The organism is Pontibacter ummariensis (genome assembly GCF_900188175.1).
Lineage (GTDB): Bacteria > Bacteroidota > Bacteroidia > Cytophagales > Hymenobacteraceae > Pontibacter > Pontibacter ummariensis.
In genome coordinates this window covers 139,068-152,941 of sequence record NZ_FZOQ01000006.1, presented here as the reverse complement: position 1 = coordinate 152,941, position 13,874 = coordinate 139,068, and the positions used below count along the sequence as shown (strand labels likewise).

Here is a 13,874-nt window from a genome sequence, read left to right as displayed (position 1 = left end):
CAACTTAGGAGTTTGGCCATTACAGGCTACCTCTCCCACATTCCCTCCATCACCACCTCCAGCAGGTGCTGGTCCGGGTCTCTGAAGTAAAAGGACAGGAAATTCCCGCCCCAGTCAAACTCCTGCTCTATTGGGATGCCTTGCTCCTGTACCTTCTCCTTCCAAGGGCCATATTCCTCCCGCCTCACTTCAAAAGCCAGGTGCAACTGCCCGGCGCCGTAGTGCGGTGGCAAATGGCCGCCTTGCCGGGATGCTTCCGGGAGAAAGCAGAGTAAAACAGAAGTGCCTGCCCTGAAAAAGACATGGCGGTTCTTCACCTCCCCAATCAGTTTCAGGCCTAACTGCCCTTGATAGAAGGCCTTGCTTGTCTCCAGGTCCGACACGTAAAGGCAGGTCTCTTTAATTTTGCTGATCTCCATTGTCTGTTCTTTTAAAGGCTAATCCTTGCGCAGCTATAAGGCTTCTTTCAAGATCGCTGTTTTTAAGCTTAACGTCCGATCGCTTGCTCTCGTTAACAGAAAGACTAGCATTTCCTTTTTTGAATTTAATTAAAGATGAGACTTATGATAAAAATAACAGCTGTGCTTATAGCTGTGGTGGGCCTAATGACCTTTTTCTTTTATGAAACGGTACCTGAACCGGACATCACAACGACAAGAGGCTTTGAAAAGCTGGCAAACCTACCCAACGAGGTAGAAGAAAGCTCGGGCTTAGTAGCGCTCCCCCAACAAGGCCTGTACCTGACCCACAACGATGCGGGCAACAAGCCTTACCTGTATAAACTAAATGAGGAGGGCCAACTGATCGAGACGATCAAGTTAGACTTAAAGAACAAGGACTGGGAAGATCTGACCATGGATGATCAAGGGAATATCTATATTGCGGACACAGGCAACAACAACAACAACCGCCGCGACCTTGCCGTGTTCAAACTAGACCTGCAACGACCGGAGCGGGTGCAGGCAATACGCTATACTTACGAAGACCAGCAAGAATTTCCGCCCCCTAAAAAGGAACGCAACTTCGACAGTGAGGCCAGCTTCTGGTATGGGGGCGCTATCTACCTTGTTACCAAAGACAGAGGCCGCGGCGAAACGGCCAAGCTATACCAACTACCCGATAAACCCGGTCAGCACCAGGCAAAGCTCATTGGCAGGCATGCCTTAAAGACGCAGGTAACAGGTGCGGCTATCAGCCCTGACGGCAGGACAGTAGCGCTATTGGGGGATGAGAAGCTACACCTTTATACCGGCTTTCAGGAACCAGCCACCTTTTACAAAGGCCGGCACGAGGAGGTTGAGCTGAAAAAGGCCGGGCAAACGGAAGGGCTTACTTTCAGAGACAACAGCACGCTTATTATTAGCAGTGAGGGGGGCAGCCTCTACCGCTATACACTGTAGGGAGGGCCCGACAAGCAAACAGCCCCTTCTGTAGAAGAAGGGGCTGTTTTATTTATGTTAGGCATTGCTCTCCGTTAACCGGCCACCAGGGCGGGCCGGCTTCGGATTACGCCATACCATGAACAAGATAACAAGTCCCAGAATAACCAACGGCAGGCTCAGTAGCTGTCCCATGTTAAAGGTAAGTTCATCCTCAAAGGCCTCCTGGTTCTCTTTCACGAACTCTACCAGAAAACGGAAGCTAAACAGCAAGGTAACGAAAAGGCCGAACAGTAAGCCGCGCGGAGTTGCCTCCCTGTACTTGCTCCAAAGACCATAAAGCAACACAAACAGCCCGAACACCATTAGCGACTCGTACAACTGTGCCGGGTGCCTTGGAACAGGCACAGCCTCGTTCAGGCGCACAAATATAAAGGCCCAAGGCACGTCGGTTGGTCGCCCAATGATCTCGGAATTCATCAGGTTACCCAGGCGAATCAGGGCTCCTCCTAACGCCACGACAATCACTATGCGATCCAGTACCCACAGGTAGTCAAACTTCATTCGTTTACTGAAGAGCCATAAGGCTAATAGAATACCAACAGTTGCTCCGTGGCTGGCAAGCCCCCCTTCCCATATCTTCAGGATCTCGATCGGGTTGCTCAGGTAATAGTCTGGTGCATAAAACAGGGTATGCCCCAACCGGGCACCAATTACGGTACCAATGATCATGTACAGCGTGATGACATCCACATCGCCTTCGGTGCGGCCCTCGGCTACATAAATCTTAGTAAGAATGCGTTGGCCAATCACAAAGCCCAGCGCGAAAAGCAGGCCATACCAGCGGATATGCAAAGGTCCTAAACTGAAGATCTCAGGATCAACGTTCCAGGTGATATAGTTTAAGATGTTCATAAGGTGATTCTGTTCCTGCCAAAGTTACGATAAATCAGGTATAAAAAAACGCAAGCCCTGCCTGTGCGGCAAGGAGCCCTGGGAAGAAAAGGGAAGCGTATAAGGAAAACGATGTTGTTTCTACACCTATTGCCCGGCCTGCTGGTCACGCTTATTGGCCTGGCTTTTCGCAAGTGGCCGCCCAGGCCCTATAACCGACTCTATGGCTACCACACCCGTTATGCCATGCGCAGCCCCGAGATATGGCGCGAAGGAAACCGCTACTATGCCAGGCTGCTTATTGGCAGCGGTCTGCTAGACGTACTGACCGGTTGGGTCTGCTATTATACACTCCCCTTGTTTACTGGCTTGCTCTTACCCATTGGGGTACTACTGGTGCTGCTGGTGCTAACCCTTCTCTTAACCGAGTCGCACCTAAAAAGAAAGTTCGGACGCTAGCCCCAGGCAAAAAAAGCAGGAGGCATCACCCTCAGCGACACCTCCTGCTTTTTGCTTACTGTTTGCTACAGCTGCTGTATCCGGGATAACTCGTCTTTAAAGCCGCCACTCAGGATCGGGAAGCGAAGCCAGCTGCGCGGGTCAACGTTATAATCATCCAGGTGAAAGGAAGGCGCGTAACGCTCCCGCTTCCATTGGTTGCGTGCCCATAGGCTGTAGAACTTAGTTAGCCAGGCCTTTAACACCTCCGGTTTGGCAATTCCCTGCTCTAACAGCATCTGGTATACCTCTTCCGGCGAGTAACGATCGTGGAAGGCCAGCCGTTCGATCTGGTTCAGCACCTCATACGGCATCAGGTCCTTTTCATCTGTCTGTTCCTCTTCTGAAGGCCGCAACTCCGCACTTGGCTGCAGGTTATTCACATACTGCAACCCCTCGTAGCCCAGTTCCTGCTGTGCCCAGATCAGAAACTGCCGGATAAAAGCTTTATCGATACCGGCGATAGGCGAGATACTGCCTGCTGTATCCCCATCCATGGTGGCGTACCCTACTGATGCCTCACTCCTGTTAGACGTGGCCAGTAGCAAAGCGTACTTGATGTTTGCCAGCATCCAGATGCCTGGGGCACGGACACGTGCCTGTATGTTCTGCAAGGTAATGTCGTCCTGCTCCCATGTGAGCTCGCGCTCCAACACGTGCTCTATCTTTTTCGTGTAGCCTTTCACCTCCTCGTCGATGGTCCAGTTATAAAAAACCGCTCCTATAGACTTTGCCAGCTCTTTGGCCGAATTATAAGTATTGTCCGATGAGTTAACGGTACCCTGGTATGCACAAGTCAGTAAGCGACCTACGATGGCCTTCTCTACCTCATCCGGTCCGAGTGTTTCCAGGTGAGTAATTTCATCCTCTTTGAACAAAAGGGACTTGCGGGCAAACGCACGGACACCTAAGCTTCCTATGCCCCGGTGCACCATCTCTGCCACGGCCACAGCACAAAGCGAGGAGTCTGCCCCGCCGCTTAAGGACAGCACAAAACCCCTGCTACGGCTCTTGCGCATATAGTCGAACAGGGCCAGGCTCAGAGCTGAAGTTAATTCGCTGTTCTCGTCAATTGGCGGCAGGTACTCGATAACCTCTGTTATCTCCGGGTTCTGCGAGAAGCATACCTCGGCGATCTCCATGTCCACGTCTTTAAAGCAGAGCAACTCGTTCCGCCGGATCAGCTGTCCGTTTTGCGCAATAAGCACCTCTCCATCGTAGATCACGCGCCCTGCCTCATTGCCCAGCATATTAGCGTACACATAGGCACAGTGGTACTTCTGAGACGCCTCTACGACCAACCGGTGCCGCAGGTCTGTTTTACTCAGCGCAAAGTGGCTGGCGCTGGGGTTTAAAATCAGGTCTACTCCTTTGGGAATGTGCCGTTCAGCTGGTCTGTTCGGGCGCCAGGCATCTTCGCAGATCTCGAAGGCATACTTTACCCCCTGTTCTTCAAAGATAATGTCACCGATAGGATAGCGCTGCCCGTTTACGACGAACTCTTCTACCACGTTGGCTGGCCATGGTGTAAACCAGCGCGGCTCATAGTGCACCCCGTCATTTGCCAGGAACTGCTTGGCCGCAAAGCCTACGATTTCTTTATTCCTGATGATGCAGGCCGTGTTGTATACCCTGTAGTTATAGAAGACAGGTAAACCCACTGCCACGGTGATGTTCGCACACCACTCTTTGATCTGCAGGAGTTTATCAAAAGCAACTTCTGATAGCCAGGGGCTCAGAAACATGTCCTCGCAGCCATAGCCCGTGATACAAAGCTCTGGCAAGAGCAATATGTCAGCCTTTTGGGATGCCGCTTCCAGGACTGCATCCTGTATGTTTTGGAGGTTGCTGCCCCAGTCCATCGGTGTCTGGTTCAGGGCCGCCGCCGCCAGGTTTAATCTCGTTTCTTTCATGGAGTTTTATAACGCAAGTAGTGGCAGGCAAGTTAAGCGCTTTATCCAATTTTGAATAATCAAAAAAACTGAATGAACAGATTTTAAAACGCAAATAAAGGAAGACGCGGTAAAGCACCCGGTCAGCTTATGCCACCAGCGATGCTACGTCCAATAAGTATCTGGTAGTAGACTAGGAGATCTTGAGGAAGTCGAGGCCTTTTTCGGCAGCAGCCTGATCGGCTTTTTTCTTAGACAAGCCAACCCCTACGGCAATGGGCTTGTCGTTGAGGTAAACTTCGGAGGTGAACTCCGTCATATTGCCATGCTGCTTCCGCTTAACAATATCAAAGCGGATGTCCATATTCTGGCTTTGCGCCCACTCAATTAGCTTGCTCTTGAAATTGGCAGTGGTGTTTACCAGTTTATGCAGGTCTACGTGCGGGCGCACGAGCTTTTTCAAAATAAAGCGACGGGTTGTATCATAGCCTTTATCCAGGTACACCGCCCCCACAAGTGCCTCCAGCGCGTTTCCGTTTACGGATTTGTGACGCATGCCATGGTTGGTGGTGTCTACCTTTACCAGCAGATTCAGCCCGATCTTAACGGCAATCTGGTTGAGGGACTCCCGGTTCACGATACGCGAACGGATTTCCGTCAGAAAGCCTTCATCCTCGTAGGGGAATTTCCGAAACAACAACTCCGCCACTACAGCCCCTAACACGGCGTCGCCCAGGAACTCCAGGCGTTCATTTGTCTCGTGTTTGCCGGCCAAGTTCTGGCGCGCAAAAGAGGTATGCGTCAGGGCAAGCTTATACAGGCGGAGATTATCAGGTGTGCTACCCGTAACGCCAGCAATAGCGCGTACTAATTCTCTGTCTTTATTAAAAAGTCGGTGAAATACGCGCCGAACTGGTTTAATGGGCCCAAACACTTAGTCGTTCACTTGACGGAATAAAACAGAGGTATTGTGCCCTCCAAAACCAAAGGTATTGCTCAAAGCTACTTTTACCTCCCGCTCCTGCGCCTTATTGAAGGTCAGGTTCAGGCGACTATCCAGGTTCTCATCATCCGTAAAGTGGTTGATGGTAGGCGGGATCACATTGTTTTGAATGGCTAGGATAGAGGCAATGGCCTCTATAGCACCGGCAGCACCCAGCAAGTGGCCTGTCATGGACTTCGTAGAACTGATGTTCAGATTGTAGGCATGCTCGCCAAACACCTGCTTGATCGCTTTTACCTCACTGATGTCGCCAAGTGGGGTAGAGGTGCCGTGCACGTTGATATAGTCCACCTCCTCAGGCTTGATATTGGCATCGCGCAGTGCATTCTTCATTACATTTAGTGCCCCCAGTCCCTCTGGATGTGGTGCTGTAATGTGATGCGCGTCAGCAGACATACCACCGCCGATGATTTCGGCGTATATCTTAGCACCACGTGCCTTGGCGTGCTCGTACTCCTCCAGGATAATGGCACCTGCCCCTTCTCCTAACACGAAACCATCACGGTCTGCATCAAAAGGGCGGGAAGCGGTTTCGGGAGAATCATTGCGCTCCGAAAGGGCTTTCAGCGCGTTAAAGCCTCCGATGCCTGCTTCCGTTACCGCTGCCTCTGAGCCTCCTGACACAATTACATCAGCCATACCCAATCGGATATAGTTATAAGAGTCCAGCAGGGCGTTGGTGGCAGAGGCACAGGCTGATACGGTCACAAAGTTAGGACCGCGGAAGCCGTACTTAATAGAGATCTGACCGGCACTGATGTCGGCGATCATTTTGGGGATGAAGAAAGGATTGAAACGTGGTGTTCCGTCGCCGTTGGCAAAATTCACACACTCTTCCTGAAAGGTGCGCAGGCCGCCGATGCCGGACCCCCAGATCACACCGATGCGATCCACGTCCACGTTATCCTCGATCAGTTTTGCATCTTTTACGGCCTCCTCGGCCACCACTAGTGCAAACTGCGTAAAAAGGTCCATTTTACGGGCCTCTTTACGGTCAAAGTAATTTTCCGGCTCGTACCCTTTAACTTCGCAGGCAAACTGCGTTTTAAACTTACTTGCATCGAAACGAGTAATAGGCGCGGCGCCACTCACGCCATTGACCAAACCGTTCCAGTACTCTGAAACGGTGTTCCCAATTGGCGTGAGTGCGCCAAGCCCAGTAACTACAACTCTCTTAAGCTCCATAAGCTGTTAGTAGAGGATAGATAGTAGAAAATTTGATTCTGATAGAAAGGAGGGGATGACTATTTTGCGTGCTCTTCCAGGTAGCTAACAGCCTGACCTACAGTAGAGATATTTTCAGCCTGATCATCTGGAATAGAAACGTTGAATTCTTTTTCGAATTCCATGATAAGCTCTACTGTATCCAGTGAGTCAGCGCCAAGGTCGTTAGTAAAGCTTGCCTCTGGCGTTACCTCTGACTCTTCCACACCAAGCTTATCGATGATGATAGCTTTTACTTTTTCTGCGATTTCTGACATTTTTCTTATAGTTATTTAAAACACTGTGCAAAGAAATAACTTTCGACAGACAATGTCAAAAAAAATTACTCTATTCACTCTAATGCAAAAGTTTTGCGCTTTAGCTGCCATTTTGCCGGATACCTTCTTACTTTTGGAAACGGAACAGCAAAATGAAAGTATTTCGTTTAGACATAGCGCCTTGTTACGATTTTGATGTGTACGGAGTGGCCGCTACAGTAAAAGAGTACAAACTAGCCTGGGCCCTGAACAGGCTGCTGGGAACGCAGCTAACGAAGCAGCAGGACCTGTGTTATGACATATTCGGAAAAGAGCGTCTAATTATATCGAATTATAAGTATATTACGCCCCACAGCGAGGTGCGCCTCTTCCGCAACAAAGCAATGGGGACCTCTACTCTGAAAAAACCTTTTTTGCTGCCAGACATTAAAGAGTATGAGTACGTGCTTCAGGTAACGGGAGCCATCCGACAGTTGTACCCGCAGGAGTTAATGAGTAAATTGCTGCGCATTCCGTTAGTACAACACGTAAAGAAGTTTGATCCGCTAACACTTAAATTTAAAGAGAATCTCATTTTCTGATTATGGAAATTTCGTTTAAGAGAACCAAAATATTAGCTACTGTTGGTCCAGCGAGCAGTTCGCCAGAGCGTTTGAAAGCACTTGTTCAGGAAGGCGTTAATGCTTTCCGTCTTAACTTTTCGCACGGTGCCCACTCCGAACATCAAAAAGTAATTGACCGTGTGCGCGACATTAACCGCCAGTACGGCACCAACATTTGCCTGGTACAGGACTTACAGGGCCCAAAGATTCGCCTTGGCGATGTAGAAAATGGCGGAATTGAGATCAAAGAAGGGCAGCGCATCAAACTTGTTTGCGACGGATCTGTCACCACAGAAGGTCGCCTGTCTACTATATATAAGGACCTGGCCAAGGATGTAAACCCTGGCGACGCGATCCTGCTGGACGACGGTAAGCTGGAAGTAAAGGTCATCAGCACCGACAAAGACATGGAAGTGGAGGCAGAGGTTATTTACGGCGGTGTTGTAAAGCCGCGCAAAGGCATTAACCTTCCCGACTCCAGTGTGTCTGCGCCGTCCATGACGGAGAAGGACATCGAAGACCTGCACTTCGGCCTGGACAACGACGTGGAGTGGGTAGCCCTTTCCTTTGTTCGCAAAGCAGCGGACATCCACGAGATAAAGCGCATTATTGCTGAGAGAGGCAAGACCACACGCGTAATCGCCAAGATCGAAAAGCCTGAGGCTATCAAGAACATCGATGAGATCATCGAGGCAACTGACGCGATCATGGTGGCACGTGGTGACCTGGGTGTGGAAGTAGGCATGGAGAAAGTGCCTATGATCCAGAAAATGCTGGTGGAGAAAAGCAACAGAGCAGCGAAACCTGTGATTGTGGCCACGCAAATGATGGAAAGCATGATCGTGAACCCTCGCCCTACCCGTGCGGAGACAAACGACGTGGCCAATGCCGTGATTGACGGTGGCGATGCCCTGATGCTAAGCGCTGAGACAGCTGTGGGCGCTTACCCTATTGAGACCATTCGCAGCATGACACTTACCATCAAGATGGTAGAGGAGAACGCGAATATCTACAACAAGAACTATGTGGTGGCGCCAAACGCCGACTCTTATTACAGTGACAGCCTCGTAGCCAATGCCTGTAACCTGGCCCGCGACACCAACGCCCGTGCGATCATTGGCATGACCAAGTCTGGCTATACCGCCTTCCACCTGTCCAAGCACCGTCCTAAATCAGATATCTTTGTTTTCACAGATAACGAGCAACTGTTGACGACCCTAAACCTTGTGTGGGGCGTTCGTGGCTTCCACTACAACAAGTTTGAGTCTACTGATGCTACAATTGCTGACATCAAGGACACACTGATTGAAAAAGGCTTCCTGCAAAAAGGGGATGTTTTCATCAACACAGCCAGCATGCCATTGAACGAGCAGAAGCGTACAAACATGATCAAGCTGAGTGTTGTGTAACAACCACGCTACCCAAGCAAAACAGAAAGACCTGAGGCTTCCGCCCAGGTCTTTCTGTTTTATCTGAATGGTTGAGTAGCCATCTTCAAAAGCACGATGGAAAGCACTTAAGACAGTTAAGTTCCTCATTCTTACTTAAAGTGCCTCTCTTGGCCTAACTCGGTAGCAACCCACACAAGCGGACGCTTGCGCTACGCTCTTTCATCTACACAAACGAGGCTCACAGGATAAAACCGCTTCATGTTGAGCGCCTCTCTCCGTCCACCAAAGCGCAACCCAGCCCTTATAAACACAAAAAGCCTTACACAAGGGTGTAAGGCTTCTCTTATAAAGTTTTCCGTAAAAACTAATTAAGCAGCAGCGAGGCTGTTTACAAATTTAGCCAGCTTAGACTTGTTGTTAGCTGCCTTGTTTTTGTGGATGATGTTTTTCTTAGCCAGACGGTCAAGCATAGAAGAAACCGTCTTGTACAGTTCTTGCGCTTCGGTTTGATCAGTAGTGTTTCTCAACTTCTTGATGAAGGTACGAGTAGTTTTCGCCTGATATCTGTTACGAAGACGTTTAGCGTTGTTCGCTCTGATTCTTTTTAATGCCGACTTATGGTTAGCCATGTTATTCTATAATAATTAAATCTTTTAATTCTGTTCCGAATGAGTTTGCAAAGGTAAAGCCTTCGCACCTAATTTCCAAAGTCCTTGAAGAAAATTTTAAAGAGCTTCTTTGTACTGCAAACATAACGAATTCAGCGGCTTTCCCCCTATGCTTTAGCTAAAAATACCACCCTAAAAAAACCTCTATGACAACCGAGGGTTCTGGAACTGCCTCAGGGAAAACGGTTTTTCAGCACCGCTCTAAAGCAGGTGCATAAAAAACATTTAACTGGTAAATTTGTACCTATGTACAAACACCCCTTACACAGGCTTAAGAAGCTACAACAACATGCCCCTGGTAAAATCCCAATACAACACCTCCCCCCTCTTCTTATTTAATGGTCATCTACAGACCATTGTCCCGAGCCTGTTCAGGCAGGTAGAAGGGGTGCGTTACGAGCGCGAACGCATCACGACACCCGACAAGGACTTTATTGACATAGACTGGTCCAGGGTAGGCTCAAAAAAGCTTGTCCTGCTCTCCCACGGCCTGGAGGGCGACACGGGCAGGCCTTACATCACCGGTATGGTGAAAGCCTTTAACGCGCGCGGGGTAGACGCGTTGGCCTGGAACTACCGTAGCTGTAGCGGGGAGCCGAACAAGCTGCTCCGCTCCTATCACCTTGGCGCCTCCGATGACCTGGACTTCGTGCTGCACCATGCCCTGCAGCAGGACCGCTACGAAACGGTTTACCTGGTAGGCTTTAGTGCCGGGGGAAATATCACCCTCAAGTACCTGGGGGAGGCACCAGCGCAGGTACCCTCCCGGGTGGAACGAGCTGCCGTTTTCTCCACCCCAGTAGACCTGAAGGGCTCGGCCCAACGGATCTCCAAAATTTACACACAGCGCTTTCTAAGAACCCTCGGCCAGAAGCTGGAACAGAAGCAGCAGATGTTCCCGGACGAGCTGGACTTGAACGGTTATAGCCTGTCGTGGTCCTTCCCTGAGTTTGACGACCGCTATACGGCCCCTATCCACGGTTTCAAGAGCGCAGAGGATTACTACGCCCGCGTCAGCTCCAGGCAGTTTTTAAAGAACATCCGTATCCCGACGCTTCTGGTAAATGCCAAGAATGATCCCTTTCTGTCAGAAAGCTGCTACCCCCTGCAAGAGGCTGAGCACAACCCTAACTTTTACCTGGAAATCCCAGAGAAGGGAGGCCATGTGGGCTTCGCCGAGGACTTTGGCCGGGACCAGTATTACTCGGAGAAAAGAGCCGTTAGATTCCTGCTCGACAAGGCATAGCCTTACCCTCCATGGCAGAAAGCGTTGGCTGTTGTTACTTCTTTAATGGCACATACACCACCTTCTTCGTCTGGAAGAACTCTTCTGTAAAGTAGTCCTGCAGGTCATAAACCTGCGTGATTAGGCCCGACTCTGCTATTTCTTCTTCCAGGTCGCCACCCTTCAGGTAATAGAGCCCTTCCTCCTCCAGACCGGTTTTCTTAAAACTGTTCATCACCCAGGGCCAGAAATTGGCTAAGCGGGTAACAGCGCGGCTCACCACAAAATCGTACTTCTCCCGCACCTGCTCCGCTCGGGTATGCGTGGCTGTCACGTTCAGCAGGTGCAGCTCCCGCGCTATCTCCTGCACCACGTGTATCTTTTTGCCAATGGAGTCTACCAGGTGAAACTTCACCTCCGGGAACATCACCGCCAAGGGCAAGCCCGGCAAGCCGCCACCTGTTCCCACATCCAACACAGCGGTATGCTCCGGAAAGCGCACCACCTTGGCAATACCCAACGAATGCAGGATGTGGTGCACGCCCAGTTGTTCCATGTCCTTGCGCGAGATCACGTTTATCTTCTGGTTCCACTCCTGGTACAACTCTCCCATCCGCTCATACTTTTGCAGTTGATCTTCGGTAAGCTCCGGGAAATAACCAGAAAGCAGGGTACGGATAGAGGTTGAGTGCGACATTTCTTGTAGGGTTATCGATCGTAAACGTTAAGAACTTAGACAGTGATAAAGTATAGCAAACCGGCAAAAACGGCCACAAACACTACTACGGCGAGGGCCATCAGCAGGTCAAACAGCAAGACAAGGCCCGCATTGCGGAACTGCCCCTCGTACCGGCGCTCCAGTTCCTGTTGCACCTGCTCCGTTTTGCGGAGCCGCAGGTACAAATACAGCTTCCCGAAAATCGAAAGTACGGTATCCGCAAAAGAGCCCTTCATGGTGATGGAGTAGAAAGTAATCGTGCAGTAGGCCTGTTAACAGCAAAAGTATAAAATAAAACCAGATGCGCTGCAAAACAAAAGCCCCAGCTACACCAGGGCAGCAGGGGCTTTCTCCGTAATCAATATATTAACCTTAATTCAATACGTTAGATAAGGTGCTTCTTGTTTTTCACCATGTCAAAAAGCAGCTCGCGGGCGCGGTGCAGCTGGGCTTTTACGGTGCCTAGCGGGGCATTCAGCTCCGTGGCGATCTCTTCGTAGCTCAGCTCATTAAAATAACGCAGCGTTACCAGGCGCTGGTACTTGTCCGGCAGCTTAGCTACCACGTACTGCATAATCTCGATCTTCTGGTTCTTGATCGCCTCCTCCTGCGGGTTCAGGTTCTTGTCCTTAAAGTCGATCGTAATCTCGTCGCCATTATCGATTTTAATGGCAGAGTCGATCGACATGGTCTTGATCCTGTTCTTGCGGATAAAATCGATGCAGTTGTTGGTGGCGATGCGGAAAAGCCAGGTACTGAAGGCATATTCCGGGTTAAACTTGTGCAGGTTTTTAAAGGCCTTGGCAAAAGCTTCTATCGTTAAGTCCTCTGCATCGTCAGCATTGCGAACCATCTTCAAGACCACGTGGTATACAGGCTTTTTGTAGATGCTCATCAGCTCGGCATAGGCTTTCTCGTCGTTTTCTTCTACCGCGGCCTGAATGAGCTTAAAGTCGTGCTTTGCTTTTGCAGAGAATTGTTTGTTTACTTCCATCTGATTTTTTTATACAATACTACAGATACCCCAAGGAACAGGTAGTTGATAAAATACACTACATCCAGCACAGGCAACAATGGCAAAGCTATCTTTTCATCTAATCTGCGGGCAACCATCACATAAATCGGCAGTACCACCAGGTACCGTAGGCCTACTAAAGCCCCCAATATAGCGAAATGACTATTTAAGACAAGAAGAACTACTAAAAGTATGTAAAAAAGTATGTTCGCGAGAACAAAAGCTCCAATCCTTCTTCTGTCAGCCGCTTTATACCGCCCTCCGACAGATAAATGCCTGCGCTTCTGGACAAGCCACTCCCGAAACGTCTTTTTGGGAATGCTTTCTGTCTGCGCATCCTTGCTGATAACAATGCTTACTTTACTATTGTTTGCGGCGTCCCGAACAAAAAGGTCGTCGTCGCCACCCATCGTTTTGATGTGAGATGCAAACCCCTTGTTTTTAAAGAAACACCCTTTCGTGTAAGATAAGTTTCGGCCTACCCCCATGTAGGGCTTACCTTTGTTTGCATGAGACAGATACTGAATTCCCGTGAGCAAGGTTTCATATCGGATCAAGTGATTCAGAAAACCTTTTAAATGTGCATATGGAGAGTAGCCCAGTACCACTTCTGCTCCTGTTTCATAGCCCCCCTGCATATTTTTAATCCAATTCGGGCTGCATGGCCGGCAGTCCGCATCCAGGAACAGAAGGTGCTCATATTTAGCGGCCCTGATTCCCAAGGCCAAGGCATATTTTTTCGGATTCAGGTACTCCGGCGTCTTTTTTACGGTCACTACCCGGAAGTTCGGGTACTGCTTTTCCAGTTCGTAGGTATAAAACTCCGTGTCGTCCTCCGAGCGGTCGTTTACCAGCAGCACTTCGAACTCAGGGTAGTCCTGGTCCAACAGCATGGGCAGCAGCTCTATCAGGTTCTCCAGTTCATCATGCGCTGCCACGATCACCGATACAGGCCGCTGCACGTCACTTTCCGGGTCTTTGTACTTGGCAAGGGGTAGGAAATAAAAAAATGAAAAATAAAGCTGAACGAGCACACACAGCGCCAGCAGCACTAAGAGTATAAGTGTAACCAAATCCTTTGAGCTAAATTAGTTTTATCTGGGTCCGG

The 13,874-nt window shown here is 49.8% G+C and carries 16 protein-coding genes; 5 read left to right on the top strand and 11 right to left on the bottom strand.

What is annotated here, in order from left to right; translation table 11 throughout:
* Positions 1-26 precede the first annotated feature (26 nt).
* Positions 27-419 (bottom strand): VOC family protein, encoded by a 393-nt coding sequence (locus CHB92_RS08650; protein ID WP_089318787.1) that lies wholly within the window; start codon positions 417-419, stop codon positions 27-29.
* A gap of 144 nt (positions 420-563) precedes the next feature.
* Between CHB92_RS08650 and CHB92_RS08645 the strand changes: the two genes are divergently transcribed.
* A complete protein-coding gene (locus tag CHB92_RS08645) occupies positions 564-1,400 on the top strand; it encodes an NHL repeat-containing protein (RefSeq protein ID WP_245842396.1) in 837 nt (278 codons plus the stop codon).
* 57 nt (positions 1,401-1,457) lie between these two features.
* Here the strand turns inward: CHB92_RS08645 and lgt are convergent, their stop codons facing one another.
* Positions 1,458-2,294: a prolipoprotein diacylglyceryl transferase gene (lgt, locus tag CHB92_RS08640; protein ID WP_089318785.1), complete on the bottom strand. Its 837-nt coding sequence runs from the start codon at positions 2,292-2,294 to the stop codon at positions 1,458-1,460.
* 111 nt (positions 2,295-2,405) lie between these two features.
* On the opposite strand from lgt, the gene CHB92_RS08635 reads away from it, so the two are divergent.
* On the top strand, positions 2,406-2,732 hold the full coding sequence (locus CHB92_RS08635) for an SdpI family protein (RefSeq protein ID WP_144266290.1): 327 nt from the start codon (positions 2,406-2,408) through the stop codon (positions 2,730-2,732).
* Positions 2,733-2,797: 65 nt separating this feature from the next.
* On the opposite strand, the gene nadE is transcribed toward CHB92_RS08635, so the two are convergent.
* The 4 genes from nadE to CHB92_RS08615 all read right to left on the bottom strand — a co-directional run bounded on the left by nadE (position 2,798) and on the right by CHB92_RS08615 (position 7,147).
* Complete coding sequence (nadE, locus tag CHB92_RS08630; RefSeq protein WP_089318783.1) at positions 2,798-4,684, bottom strand: NAD(+) synthase; 1,887 nt, start codon at positions 4,682-4,684, stop codon at positions 2,798-2,800.
* Between the two features lie 172 nt (positions 4,685-4,856).
* Positions 4,857-5,522 carry a ribonuclease III gene (gene rnc, locus CHB92_RS08625; RefSeq protein ID WP_373422645.1) on the bottom strand — a complete coding sequence of 222 codons (666 nt, stop codon included), beginning with the start codon at positions 5,520-5,522 and terminating at the stop codon, positions 4,857-4,859.
* A 75-nt stretch (positions 5,523-5,597) separates the two neighbouring features.
* Positions 5,598-6,851 (bottom strand): beta-ketoacyl-ACP synthase II, encoded by a 1,254-nt coding sequence (fabF, locus tag CHB92_RS08620; protein ID WP_089318781.1) that lies wholly within the window; start codon positions 6,849-6,851, stop codon positions 5,598-5,600.
* A 59-nt stretch (positions 6,852-6,910) separates the two neighbouring features.
* Positions 6,911-7,147, bottom strand: a complete 237-nt coding sequence (locus tag CHB92_RS08615) for an acyl carrier protein (protein ID WP_025609494.1) — start codon at positions 7,145-7,147, stop codon at positions 6,911-6,913.
* A 152-nt stretch (positions 7,148-7,299) separates the two neighbouring features.
* Between CHB92_RS08615 and CHB92_RS08610 the strand changes: the two genes are divergently transcribed.
* The gene (locus CHB92_RS08610; RefSeq protein ID WP_089318780.1) at positions 7,300-7,728 is read left to right on the top strand and encodes an IPExxxVDY family protein; all 429 of its coding nucleotides are present in this window, start codon (positions 7,300-7,302) and stop codon (positions 7,726-7,728) included.
* A 2-nt stretch (positions 7,729-7,730) separates the two neighbouring features.
* A complete protein-coding gene (gene pyk / locus CHB92_RS08605) occupies positions 7,731-9,158 on the top strand; it encodes a pyruvate kinase (RefSeq protein WP_089318779.1) in 1,428 nt (475 codons plus the stop codon).
* 350 nt (positions 9,159-9,508) lie between these two features.
* On the opposite strand, the gene rpsT is transcribed toward pyk, so the two are convergent.
* Positions 9,509-9,769 (bottom strand): 30S ribosomal protein S20, encoded by a 261-nt coding sequence (gene rpsT, locus CHB92_RS08600; protein WP_089318778.1) that lies wholly within the window; start codon positions 9,767-9,769, stop codon positions 9,509-9,511.
* A 328-nt stretch (positions 9,770-10,097) separates the two neighbouring features.
* Here rpsT and CHB92_RS08595 point away from each other — a divergent pair, with 328 nt between their 5' ends.
* Positions 10,098-11,054 (top strand): YheT family hydrolase, encoded by a 957-nt coding sequence (locus CHB92_RS08595; RefSeq protein WP_089318902.1) that lies wholly within the window; start codon positions 10,098-10,100, stop codon positions 11,052-11,054.
* Positions 11,055-11,088: 34 nt separating this feature from the next.
* On the opposite strand, the gene rsmG is transcribed toward CHB92_RS08595, so the two are convergent.
* From rsmG to CHB92_RS08575, 4 genes are all read right to left on the bottom strand, one after another.
* The gene (rsmG, locus tag CHB92_RS08590) at positions 11,089-11,730 is read right to left on the bottom strand and encodes a 16S rRNA (guanine(527)-N(7))-methyltransferase RsmG (protein WP_089318777.1); all 642 of its coding nucleotides are present in this window, start codon (positions 11,728-11,730) and stop codon (positions 11,089-11,091) included.
* A 35-nt stretch (positions 11,731-11,765) separates the two neighbouring features.
* Entirely contained in the window at positions 11,766-11,987 is a 222-nt protein-coding gene (locus tag CHB92_RS08585) for a hypothetical protein (RefSeq protein WP_089318776.1), read from the bottom strand.
* Positions 11,988-12,136: 149 nt separating this feature from the next.
* Entirely contained in the window at positions 12,137-12,745 is a 609-nt protein-coding gene (locus CHB92_RS08580; RefSeq protein ID WP_089318775.1) for an RNA polymerase sigma factor, read from the bottom strand.
* Positions 12,736-13,839 (bottom strand): glycosyltransferase, encoded by a 1,104-nt coding sequence (locus CHB92_RS08575; protein ID WP_089318774.1) that lies wholly within the window; start codon positions 13,837-13,839, stop codon positions 12,736-12,738. Before CHB92_RS08575 ends, CHB92_RS08580 begins: the two co-directional genes overlap by 10 nt.
* Positions 13,840-13,874: the final 35 nt, after the last annotated feature.

Excerpts from the sequence above, each read along its gene's own strand:
- CHB92_RS08650 (WP_089318787.1), bottom strand. The coding sequence starts at position 419 with ATGGAGATCAGCAAAATTAAAGAGACCTGCCTTTACGTGTCGGACCTG.
- CHB92_RS08645 (WP_245842396.1), top strand. The coding sequence starts at position 564 with ATGATAAAAATAACAGCTGTGCTTATAGCTGTGGTGGGCCTAATGACC.
- lgt (WP_089318785.1), bottom strand. The coding sequence starts at position 2,294 with ATGAACATCTTAAACTATATCACCTGGAACGTTGATCCTGAGATCTTC.
- CHB92_RS08635 (WP_144266290.1), top strand. The coding sequence starts at position 2,406 with ATGTTGTTTCTACACCTATTGCCCGGCCTGCTGGTCACGCTTATTGGC.
- nadE (WP_089318783.1), bottom strand. The coding sequence starts at position 4,684 with ATGAAAGAAACGAGATTAAACCTGGCGGCGGCGGCCCTGAACCAGACA.
- fabF (WP_089318781.1), bottom strand. The coding sequence starts at position 6,851 with ATGGAGCTTAAGAGAGTTGTAGTTACTGGGCTTGGCGCACTCACGCCA.
- CHB92_RS08615 (WP_025609494.1), bottom strand. The coding sequence starts at position 7,147 with ATGTCAGAAATCGCAGAAAAAGTAAAAGCTATCATCATCGATAAGCTT.
- CHB92_RS08610 (WP_089318780.1), top strand. The coding sequence starts at position 7,300 with ATGAAAGTATTTCGTTTAGACATAGCGCCTTGTTACGATTTTGATGTG.
- pyk (WP_089318779.1), top strand. The coding sequence starts at position 7,731 with ATGGAAATTTCGTTTAAGAGAACCAAAATATTAGCTACTGTTGGTCCA.
- rpsT (WP_089318778.1), bottom strand. The coding sequence starts at position 9,769 with ATGGCTAACCATAAGTCGGCATTAAAAAGAATCAGAGCGAACAACGCT.
- CHB92_RS08595 (WP_089318902.1), top strand. The coding sequence starts at position 10,098 with ATGCCCCTGGTAAAATCCCAATACAACACCTCCCCCCTCTTCTTATTT.
- rsmG (WP_089318777.1), bottom strand. The coding sequence starts at position 11,730 with ATGTCGCACTCAACCTCTATCCGTACCCTGCTTTCTGGTTATTTCCCG.
- CHB92_RS08585 (WP_089318776.1), bottom strand. The coding sequence starts at position 11,987 with ATGAAGGGCTCTTTTGCGGATACCGTACTTTCGATTTTCGGGAAGCTG.
- CHB92_RS08580 (WP_089318775.1), bottom strand. The coding sequence starts at position 12,745 with ATGGAAGTAAACAAACAATTCTCTGCAAAAGCAAAGCACGACTTTAAG.